General features: G+C 41.7%; 11 protein-coding genes, 1 rRNA gene and 1 riboswitch. Of the genes, 1 reads left to right on the top strand and 11 read right to left on the bottom strand.

The window, feature by feature from the left end; genetic code table 11:
* Positions 1 to 11: 11 nt before the first annotated feature.
* The 10 genes from purF to J2S17_RS23360 form a co-directional block, all read right to left on the bottom strand.
* On the bottom strand, positions 12 to 1,424 hold the full coding sequence (gene purF, locus J2S17_RS23315; protein WP_307478453.1) for an amidophosphoribosyltransferase: 1,413 nt from the start codon (positions 1,422 to 1,424) through the stop codon (positions 12 to 14).
* A complete protein-coding gene (purL, locus tag J2S17_RS23320; protein WP_307478454.1) occupies positions 1,409 to 3,628 on the bottom strand; it encodes a phosphoribosylformylglycinamidine synthase subunit PurL in 2,220 nt (739 codons plus the stop codon). Before purL ends, purF begins: the two co-directional genes overlap by 16 nt.
* Positions 3,612 to 4,298 (bottom strand): phosphoribosylformylglycinamidine synthase subunit PurQ, encoded by a 687-nt coding sequence (gene purQ / locus J2S17_RS23325; protein WP_307478456.1) that lies wholly within the window; start codon positions 4,296 to 4,298, stop codon positions 3,612 to 3,614. The genes purL and purQ overlap by 17 nt, the downstream gene beginning before the upstream one ends.
* On the bottom strand, positions 4,295 to 4,549 hold the full coding sequence (purS, locus tag J2S17_RS23330; RefSeq protein WP_307478457.1) for a phosphoribosylformylglycinamidine synthase subunit PurS: 255 nt from the start codon (positions 4,547 to 4,549) through the stop codon (positions 4,295 to 4,297). Before purS ends, purQ begins: the two co-directional genes overlap by 4 nt.
* Positions 4,542 to 5,261 (bottom strand): phosphoribosylaminoimidazolesuccinocarboxamide synthase, encoded by a 720-nt coding sequence (gene purC, locus J2S17_RS23335; protein ID WP_307478458.1) that lies wholly within the window; start codon positions 5,259 to 5,261, stop codon positions 4,542 to 4,544. The genes purS and purC overlap by 8 nt, the downstream gene beginning before the upstream one ends.
* 100 nt (positions 5,262 to 5,361) lie before the next feature.
* Entirely contained in the window at positions 5,362 to 6,654 is a 1,293-nt protein-coding gene (purB, locus tag J2S17_RS23340) for an adenylosuccinate lyase (RefSeq protein ID WP_307478460.1), read from the bottom strand.
* A gap of 3 nt (positions 6,655 to 6,657) precedes the next feature.
* Entirely contained in the window at positions 6,658 to 7,812 is a 1,155-nt protein-coding gene (gene purK / locus J2S17_RS23345) for a 5-(carboxyamino)imidazole ribonucleotide synthase (RefSeq protein WP_307478461.1), read from the bottom strand.
* Complete coding sequence (gene purE, locus J2S17_RS23350; RefSeq protein WP_307478462.1) at positions 7,799 to 8,287, bottom strand: 5-(carboxyamino)imidazole ribonucleotide mutase; 489 nt, start codon at positions 8,285 to 8,287, stop codon at positions 7,799 to 7,801. The genes purK and purE overlap by 14 nt, the downstream gene beginning before the upstream one ends.
* 341 nt (positions 8,288 to 8,628) lie before the next feature.
* Positions 8,629 to 8,730, bottom strand: a riboswitch (purine riboswitch).
* 90 nt (positions 8,731 to 8,820) lie between these two features.
* Positions 8,821 to 9,018 carry an NETI motif-containing protein gene (locus tag J2S17_RS23355; RefSeq protein WP_307478463.1) on the bottom strand — a complete coding sequence of 66 codons (198 nt, stop codon included), beginning with the start codon at positions 9,016 to 9,018 and terminating at the stop codon, positions 8,821 to 8,823.
* Positions 9,015 to 9,557: a DUF2179 domain-containing protein gene (locus J2S17_RS23360; protein WP_307478465.1), complete on the bottom strand. Its 543-nt coding sequence runs from the start codon at positions 9,555 to 9,557 to the stop codon at positions 9,015 to 9,017. The genes J2S17_RS23355 and J2S17_RS23360 overlap by 4 nt, the downstream gene beginning before the upstream one ends.
* A gap of 219 nt (positions 9,558 to 9,776) precedes the next feature.
* Between J2S17_RS23360 and J2S17_RS23365 the strand changes: the two genes are divergently transcribed.
* Entirely contained in the window at positions 9,777 to 10,262 is a 486-nt protein-coding gene (locus J2S17_RS23365) for a hypothetical protein (protein WP_307478467.1), read from the top strand.
* A gap of 155 nt (positions 10,263 to 10,417) precedes the next feature.
* On the opposite strand, the gene rrf is transcribed toward J2S17_RS23365, so the two are convergent.
* Positions 10,418 to 10,505 (bottom strand): 5S ribosomal RNA (rrf, locus tag J2S17_RS23370); the annotation flags it as partial.

The following is a 10,505-nucleotide window of genomic DNA, read 5'->3' on the forward strand; positions in this document are numbered from 1 at the left end:
GCCTGCCGCTTTTATACTTTTTCATAAGGATGTAAAGTACTAGGATAAATTTCTGTTGGATATTTACCTGTGAAGCAAGCAAGGCATTGACCGCGATTCTCGCCATCTTCCTTCCGTCCTATCGCTTCTACCATTCCATCAACGCTTAAAAATGTTAGTGTATCTGCTCCGATGATTTCACGAATTTCTTCTACAGAACGATCTGATGCAATGAGCTCATCCTTCGTAGATGTATCAATTCCATAAAAACATGGGTTTTTTATCGGTGGTGAGCTGATGATGACATGCACTTCTGTCGCACCTGCTTCTTTCAACATGGATACGATCCTTCTGCTTGTTGTTCCGCGTACAATCGAATCATCAACCATTACCACACGTTTTCCTTCAACAACGCCTCTAACTGGGGACAGCTTCATCTTCACACCTTGTTCTCTTAAAGACTGTGAAGGTTGAATAAATGTTCGACCCACATATTTATTCTTAATTAATCCCATCTCATAAGGAATGCCGGTTGCTTCTGCATATCCGATAGCTACTGAGATGCTTGAATCAGGCACTCCTGTAACAACGTCGGCTTCAATTGGCACTTCAATAGCCAGCTGTTTGCCAAGGCTCTTTCTTGCTGTATGGACATTGATCCCGTTTATATTGCTGTCTGGACGGGAGAAGTAGACATACTCCATCGTACACATCGCAATATTTGAAGCCATCGCAAACATTTCAGAACGGAAGCCATTATCATCAATAATAAGAAGCTCCCCTGGCAAGATATCGCGAATAAACTCTGCTCCTACAATATCAAAAGCGCATGTTTCAGATGTAACTACATAAGCATCGCCCAGCTTGCCTAAAGACAGTGGTCTCATTCCATTTGGATCGAGCGCAACCATCATTTCATCCTCTGTCATGATCAAGAAAGCATACGCCCCCTTCACCATGGATAAAGCATTTTTCACTCTTTCTTTATGGGAAGAAACTCCGCCGCGTTTTATTAGATGCGCCAAAACCTCTGTATCAGAGCTCGTTTGAAAAATACTGCCTTGTGCTTCCAACTGATGCTTCAATGCTGTTGCATTCGTTAAATTCCCATTATGGCAAAGCGAAAGACCGCCGTTTTGCGATTGGAATAAAAGCGGCTGAACATTATCATAGCCACCTCCACCTGCTGTTGCATAGCGCACATGGCCAATGGCAGACGTGCCTTCTAATTCTTGAATCGCATCAGAGGAGAAAACCTCTGTTACAAGGCCCTCACCCTTTACACCTTTTAATTTTTTGCCATCTGTCACAACGATACCCGTTCCCTCTTGCCCTCGATGCTGAAGACTGTGAAGACCGTAATACGTAATTTGAGCTGCTTCTGGATGACCCCAAATACCGAAAACACCGCACTCTTCATTTAATCCTTTTATTTCAGCAAGCATGTTGGTATAGCTCCCTTCCAGGCTTTTTCAAGCACTTCCGTTTGTTCTTCAAGAACCACTTCGTTATTGATGAAAACTTGGAGCGTATGTGTATCTGTGACTTCGCCAATTAACGCTGCACCCGTTAGCTTTTCAAATTCTTGCTGATGCTCTTTCTTTACACTTAGCAAGTATCTTGATTGAGATTCACTGAATAATTGAGTTGTAGCATCGCCGGAAAGATGGATATCCGCACCTAATTTTTTAGGAGAGAATAGACTTTCCGCCACAGCAACTGCTAATCCACCTTCAGCGAGATCATGTGCAGAAGCAATCAAGCCGGAACGAATCGCTGCTAATACTTTTTCCTGATACTCTGCTTCTGTATCTAAATCAAGCGCCGGTGCTTTGCCAAAGATTTTTTTGTAAGTCAGCTTTTGCAGTTCACTGCCGCCAAACTCCGGCTTTGTTTCACCAAGCAAGTAAATTAAGTCGCCAGCAGCTTTAAAAGGCTGAGTTATAACGTGATCAACGTCCTGAACTAGACCAACCATTCCAATCACTGGTGTTGGATAAATGGCAGTACCATTTGTTTCGTTATATAATGATACATTTCCGCCAATTACTGGCGTGTTCAAGGTTCTGCATGCTTCACTAATCCCATCAGCGGCTTTTTCAATTTGCCAGAAGATTTCGGGCTTTTCCGGGTTGCCGAAGTTTAAATTATCTGTAATTGCCAGCGGCTCCCCACCTGAACAGATTATATTTCTAGCCGCCTCTGCAACAGCAATTTTTCCGCCCGTTTCAGGATCTAAATACATATAGCGCGAATTGCAATCCGTTGTCATCGCTAAGCCTTTACGGGTTCCGCGAATTCTAATGACTGCGGCATCTGAGCCCGGGGCTACAACCGTATTTGTTCTTACCATATAATCATATTGGTCATAAACCCATTCTTTGCTTGCAATCGTTGGCTGCTGCAATAATGCTGTTAATGTTTCTTTATAATTTTCAACAGCTGGAATATCATTGTTCATTGCTTGGAACTCACGATAGTATGCTGGTTCAATAGAAGTCTTGTGATAGACTGGCGCTTCCTCAGCAAGCGCATCAGCTGGTACATCAGCAATCACTTCACCTTTATGAAGGAGGCGAAGCTGCTTATCATCTGTCACATGACCAATGGAAACAGCCTCTAGATCATATTTTGAAAATAGATCAACAATCTCATGTTCCCTGCCTTTTGTAACTACAATCAACATTCTTTCTTGTGACTCTGAAAGCATCATTTCATAACCTGTCATGCCTGCTTCACGCTGAGGTACAAGGTCAAGATTCATCTCTATACCAGATCCTGCTTTACTTGCCATTTCTGCAGATGAACTTGTTAGACCAGCTGCACCCATATCTTGAATGCCGACAAGGGCATCTGATTGAACTAGTTCTAAGCATGCTTCAAGCAGCAGCTTTTCCATGAAGGGATCGCCTACTTGAACAGCCGGGCGTTTTTCTTCGGATTGATCCGTAAGTTCTTCTGAAGCAAAGGTCGCGCCGTGAATGCCATCGCGTCCAGTTTTTGCCCCTACATACATCACCGTATTACCCACACCATGTGCCTGCCCTTTTTTAATATCCTTATGGTCAATGAGTCCAACACACATCGCATTGACTAATGGATTTCCTTCGTAGGATGCATCGAATTGTATTTCTCCGCCAACTGTTGGGATACCGATACAGTTGCCATAACCAGCGATGCCTGCGACTACTTCTTCAAAAAGGTACCGAACGCGAGGAGAATCCAATTCTCCAAAGCGTAGAGAGTTGAGGAGTGCAACAGGTCTCGCCCCCATTGAAAATACATCGCGGATAATGCCGCCCACACCTGTTGCTGCGCCTTGATAAGGCTCAATCGCAGAAGGGTGATTATGGCTTTCAATTTTGAATACAACCGCCTGCTCATCTCCAATATCAACAATACCTGCCCCTTCCCCTGGCCCCTGCAACACTTTATCACCAGTAGTCGGGAATTTTTTTAATACAGGTTTAGAGTTTTTATAACTGCAGTGCTCTGACCACATGACTGAAAACAGCCCGATTTCTGTATAATTTGGCAGACGCCCCAGAATCTTTTCAACCATCGCAAATTCTTCATCGGATAAACCCATTTCCTTGTATACCTTCTGTGACTTTAGCTGCTCCGGATTTGGTTCAAGCATTAACGACATGTGCTTCCCTCCATTGTTTTACGATTGATTGAAAAAGTTTCAGACCATCTGCTCCCCCGATAAGCTCATCAACTGCTCTTTCAGGGTGAGGCATCATACCGAGAACATTTCCTTTTTCGTTCATGATACCAGCGATATGTTCAAGACTTCCATTTGGATTTTCTTCATGATACGTGAAAACAATTTGATTGTTTTCTTTTAGTCTGACAAGCGTTTCTTCATCACAATAGTAATTCCCTTCACCGTGTGCAACCGGTATCGTGATGACTTGGTTCTCTTCATATACAGCGGAAAACATTGTTTCGTTATTTTCCACTTTCAGCTTCACTGGACGGCAAATAAATTTCAGGCTTTCATTGCGTCTCATCGCGCCTGGCAACAGACCAGCCTCTAATAAAATTTGAAAACCATTACATACACCCAGCACTGGCTTTCCTGCTTCTGCCGCCTTTACAACTTCCTTCATGACGTTGCTAAAACGAGCGATAGCACCTGAGCGCAGATAATCCCCGTAAGAGAAGCCGCCAGGTAAAAGGATTCCATCAAAACCTTCTAAGCTCCCTGCATCATGCCACACATATTCCACTTCACAGCCGAGCTCATCTTTGACTGCATGGTACATATCAATGTCGCAATTTGACCCTGGGAAAACAATGACGGCAAACTTCACTGAGCAACAGCCTCCTCGATTTCAAAACGATAATCTTCAATGACCACATTGGCGAGAAGTCTTTCACACATTTCTTTCACAACTTCTTCAACAGGGCGATCAGACTTTTCAATTGAAAGTTCCATGTATTTTCCGATACGGACATCTGACACTTCGCTGTAGTTTAAGGAATGCAGAGAATCCTTTACTGCTGTTCCTTGAGGGTCTAGTACGCTTTCTCTTAATGTGACAAATACTTTCACTTTATACATTTTGCTTTCCTCCAAGTCTCGCTAAAATATTTTCATACGCATCTGTTAAACTGCCAAGATCACGCCGGAATACATCCTTATCAAGCTTTTCATTTGTTTCAATGTCCCAGAATCGGCAAGTGTCTGGGGAAATCTCATCTGCCAATAGGATGGCTCCTGTTTCGTCCTTACCGAACTCAAGCTTGAAATCGACGAGGCGAATGCCCAACTCTTCAAAAAATTCCGATAACACTTCATTTACTTGCAGTGCTTTTTCTTTTAAAACCGCTACTTCTTCTTTAGAAGCAAGCGCCATTACTTCAATATGATCTTCTGTTAAAAGCGGATCGCCTAAGGCATCATCCTTGTAATAAAACTCAACAATCGCTCTTGGCAATGGCTTTCCTTCTTCTATGCCCAGCCTTTTTGAGAAACTGCCTGCGGAATAATTACGGACGACTGTTTCAAGTGGAATAATGTCTACTTTTTTCACAAGCTGTTCATGTTCTGATATGCGTTTAATAAAGTGAGAATCGATGCCAAGTTCTTTAAGCTTGGAAAATAGCAAACTAGTAATCTCATTGTTTAGTCTGCCTTTTCCATTGATACTCGCTTTCTTTTCCCCGTTATAGGCAGTAGCTGCATCTTTATATTCAATCCAGACAACTGACGCCTCATCTGTTGTGTAAACCATTTTCGCCTTGCCTTCGTATAGCAGTGCACCTTTTTCCATGCCAAGCGCCTCCTCATATGTGAAAATTAGCAATTTTCTATCTGCAAGTTTATTTAGTTAGATAAGAGGTAAGGGATGAATCCTTACCTCCTATTACATTTTATAAGCCTAGTCGGTCAAAAATAGTATCGACATGTTTGATATGATGATGATAGTCAAAGCAATCATCAATCTCAGCTTCTGAAAGCATAGATGTGATTTTTTCATCCTGATCAATTAAGCTGCGGAATGACACTTGTTGCTCCCAAGCTTCCATCGCAAGCGGCTGAACCGTATCGTATGCTTCCTCACGCACCAAACCTTTATCAATTAAGGCAAGCAGGACGCGTTGAGAGTAGATTAATCCGAGTGTGCGATCCATGTTGCGCTTCATGTTTTCAGGATAAACCGTTAAATTCTTTACGATATTACCAAAGCGATTAAGCATATAATTCAATGCAATCGTTGCATCTGGAAGGATGATTCTTTCTGCAGATGAGTGTGAAATATCGCGCTCATGCCATAATGATACATTTTCATAAGCAGTCATCATATAACCGCGAATCACTCTTGCCAGCCCAGTCATATTCTCAGAACCAATTGGATTGCGCTTATGCGGCATTGCAGAAGAGCCCTTTTGGCCTTTTGCGAAAAATTCTTCAACTTCCCTTGTTTCACTTTTTTGCAATCCTCGAACTTCTGTTGCAAATTTTTCGATAGATGTTGCAATCAATGCAATGGCACCCATGTAATGAGCATGACGATCGCGTTGTAATGTTTGTGTAGAGATTGGAGCAGCTTTGATGCCTAGTTTTTCACAAACATATTGCTCAACAAATGGATCAATATTGGCATATGTTCCAACCGCACCGGAGATTTTACCGAATTCAACGCCCGCTGCTGCTTCTTTGAAACGATCAAGGTTTCGCTTCATTTCTTCATGCCAAAGCGCCAGCTTTAAACCAAAAGTAGTTGGTTCTGCATGAACGCCATGTGTACGGCCCATCATCACTGTATGTTTATGCTCTTGTGCTTTCACTTTAAGAATTTCTACAAACCTTTCAAGGTCTTTAAGAAGAATATCATTGGCTTGCTTAATTAAGTAAGAAAGAGCTGTATCAACAACATCAGTTGAAGTTAATCCGTAATGCACCCATTTGCGCTCATCACCTAACGTTTCAGATACGGCGCGTGTAAATGCAACAACATCATGTCTTGTTTCTTCTTCGATTTCTTTAATGCGGTTGATATCAAAAGAAGCGTTTTCGCGTATTTTTTGCACATCTTCCTTTGGGATATCCCCGATTTCTGCCCATGCCTCACACGCGAGTATTTCAACTTCCAACCACGCTTGGAAACGATTTTGTTCTGTCCAGATGGCGCCCATTTCTGGACGAGTATAACGATCTATCATGATTTATCCTCCGATCTTTTCTGCTGCTTTAGCCCATATATTACTTTTTCCGACTTCATTTAGAGCTTCCTCTACATTATTGCGTAAAAGTGTTACATGACCCATTTTGCGTTTGAATTTTGCTTCCTTTTTACCGTAAAGATGAACTTTCCAATCTGTTAACGATGGGATTTCATTCAGTAATGGCGTTTGATGCTCTCCTAATATATTGACCATCAATGCCGGTTTTAATAGCTTGGTACTGCCAAGTGGCCAGTTGCATACTGCCCGGATATGCTGTTCAAATTGTGAAGTCTCACAAGCCTCAATGGAATAATGGCCTGAGTTATGCGGACGAGGTGCCAGCTCATTGATGTAAATTTCGTTATCTGCACTTAGGAACATTTCCACTGCAAGCGTTCCGACAAGTTCAAGTGCCTCAGCAATCTGTGCCGCTGCATCTAATGCTTTTCCTTCTGCTGTTGCCGATATTCTTGCAGGGACAATCGTTTGATGAAGAATATTATCTTGATGAATATTCTCCCCAACTGGCAGGACCGCTGTTTCACCAGCAGGGCTCCTAAATATAATCACCGATATTTCTTTAGCGAACGGGATGAATTGCTCGAGTACACAAATCCCATGACCAAGAAGATCTTTTGCTTTCTCAATATCTTCTTGGTCTTTGATTACATATTGACCCTTTCCATCATATCCACCTGTTGCTGTCTTCAGTACAGCAGGAAAACCAAGCTTTTCTATATTAGCATAAAAATCTTCCACTGACTGAATCACCGCATAAGGTGCTACCCTTGTTCCTGCTGCTTGTATTGCTTCCTTTTCCTTCACGCGATCCTGTGTGATAGAAAGTACAGATGAGCCTTGTGGAACATTAGCATTCTCACATAACCAGTTAAGGGTTTCAGCATTGATATTCTCGAATTCATACGTGATGACGTCGCTCACTTCTGCTAGTTGTTTAATGGCCTCCATATTATCGTATTCGCCAATGATTTTCACATCTGCCACTTGCCCGCATGGGGAGTCTTCTATAGGATCAAGGACAGCGATTCTAAATCCTTGAGCTTTTGCTGACATCGCCATCATACGTCCTAATTGACCGCCACCGATGATACCGATCGTTTGTCCTGGCAATATTGTTTTTTTAAACAAGCTCATCACTACTTTCTAACACTTGTTGTTTCGTTCTCTGTCTTCTCTCCTCAAGACGATTGGCAATTGTTTGATTAAAGACACTTAAAATTTGTGCTGCTAGGAGGCCAGCGTTTGTAGCACCCGCTTTCCCAATGGCTACCGTTGCCACAGGAACGCCACCTGGCATCTGAACGATGGATAACAACGAATCCAACCCGTTTAACGCTTTGGACTGTATCGGAACACCGATTACTGGTAAGGTCGTCTTTGCAGCGACCATTCCTGGCAGATGTGCGGCCCCTCCCGCACCGGCAATGATTACTTTTATTCCTTTTTCACGCGCGGTTTCTGCATATTCAAACATGAGATCCGGTGTACGATGGGCAGATACGACTTTTTTTTCAAATCCGATTTCAAGCTCTTCTAGGATGTCGCAAGCATTTTTCATTGTTTCCCAATCAGACTTGCTTCCCATGATCACTCCTACTTCAATCTTCATCTTTTCCTCCCATTCTCAGGTATCTATCAATAAATAAGAAAAGCGTAAGCGCCTTGCTCATCCCCGTACAAACGCAGAAGGGCTTCGACCGAGATAAAGGAAACACGGTGAGCGAGAGCGAACCGATGTTGACTTATCCTAGGGAGGAGACCTGAAGTTTGATAGGCGATAGGCGCTGAAGCTAGACATTATCCTAATTGAAAATTTTATACTTTCTTACCATGGAAAAAGCCCAGACGGATACCATCGCTCTATTAATGAGAGGAAAGGTACCTGTCCGGGCAGAAATAAACATAGGTTTATTAGAGATGTTTCCACTGCAAACATCTAAGGAAATGCCTGGTCACGAAACTTTCCCTCATAGTCCGGAGATTTACGGTTACCGGGTAGAGACTCATGGGCCATATTCCCATTATTATACGAGGGTTTTAATATGTTAGATTATCTTTCAATTTCATCTTAACAACTTCCGAATAGTCCGTCAATGATAATCTCGAACAATATAAGAAGTCAGAAAATTAATGTTCGTGTTTTCACTCTAAAACCTTTGCTTCGAACACGATTTGTCGTCCAGCAGGTTCATATTCGACCTTACCATTTTTAGAGACCTCTTTAAAGTACGGCTTTTCCGTACGCCTGACTGGCATATATCCGGCTTCCTTAATCCGGTTTAAGCACTGATCAATTGTCTCACTTTCCAAAACCTCAAATACCATCTTCTTTTTTTTCATGAAAATAATTTACCTTTCTTAACTGATTTAACCCAGAATCCACCATGAATCGTTTTTGGTTCATAGGCAATGATAAACGCCTTTGGATCTAGCTCTTTAATTTTTGCATAAAGCTTTAATTCATATTTTCGGGGCGTTAAGATTTGCAGCGCCATGCGATCGCCTTCAAGCCCATTTGCCGCCCAAGAAGTTACACCATATCCCAATTCTCGTAGAGTTCGTGGCAAATCCTTGTCATATTCCTTCGTTATTACATTAACAGTTATATAGCCAAGCGCAAGCTTTTCTTCAATTTTCATTCCTACAATGACGCCAATTCCATATCCAACTGCATAAGCAACTAAATTCTGAATCTGGTTTAAATTATCTAATACGAGACCAAGACCGATTACATATACAACCACTTCAATCATACTAATGAAGGCTGCCTGATATCGCTGCCCTTTTAATGTTAAAATCATTCGAATCGTAAAAAATGATACATACACTACGTTAATAATCAAAATAATTGCAACCATCATTAAACTATTCTCTAACAAGTTTGATGTCTCCCCCAGTATCGTAATAAAATTAGGATGTCCTATTCCATTTATTTTCAATACCTAATGTGTAAAAAATGGAATTTAGCCTATTCTATTGATGATTCCCTTATTAATATCATCTAAACATAAAAGCTGAATGAACACTCTTGTCGTCGAAGAATACTCTGATTTAAGGGGGCGCAGATTGCCTTAAATTTATATTGAAGGTGATGTAGCTTGTACCCAATATTTATGCTTAAGGACGGTTCAGAAGAGCTTAGGGAAAGTGAATACCTTGATTTATTCGCCTCCGCATTAGCTGCAATCGGGAGTATTATTGCCGTAATTGGTATTATCGTTGAAATTGAGGATGTAGAAGAAATTGAAGGGGGAGCAGTAGGCTCACAAGGTGAACCGGATCCATCTGGTGAAGGGGGCTTTAATCTTGCCTTGTTTGGCGCAATTATCGTCGCCATAGGAGAATCTCTTGGAACCCTTGCAATATCAAAAGGAATTAACGCTTCACAAAAAATAGAAGAAAAAGATCAAAAAGAAAAATTCGAGACACAGAAAATGATAAAAGAGATGCAAGAGCAAATTAAAATCCTGCAAAAGGATATGAATAGTATAATGAGAGTTACAGCCTCTTTGCAGCAAGAGAACTTTCTCTTACAGAGAGAAATACATTATTGGAATATGGCAAGCGGAAAAACTAATAGTTGAATACGTTTATTAGACGCAACTTTTGTCGCTGTATTTTTATAAACTGAAAGCGGAGGATAGATCTTTCAAGACAAACTTGTTAATGTTTTTTCGGTTTCAATTCTAAAAAACACGCAAAAAAGAGTACCTTCTCCAAGGTACTCTTTTCATCATTTGCCCGGCAACGTCCTACTCTCACAAGGGGACAGCCCCTAACTACCATCGGCGCTGAGAAGCTTAACTTCCGTGTTCGGTATGGGAACG

Origin of the sequence: Cytobacillus purgationiresistens, assembly GCF_030813235.1 — a bacterium.
Classification (GTDB): domain Bacteria; phylum Bacillota; class Bacilli; order Bacillales; family Cytobacillaceae; genus Cytobacillus; species Cytobacillus purgationiresistens.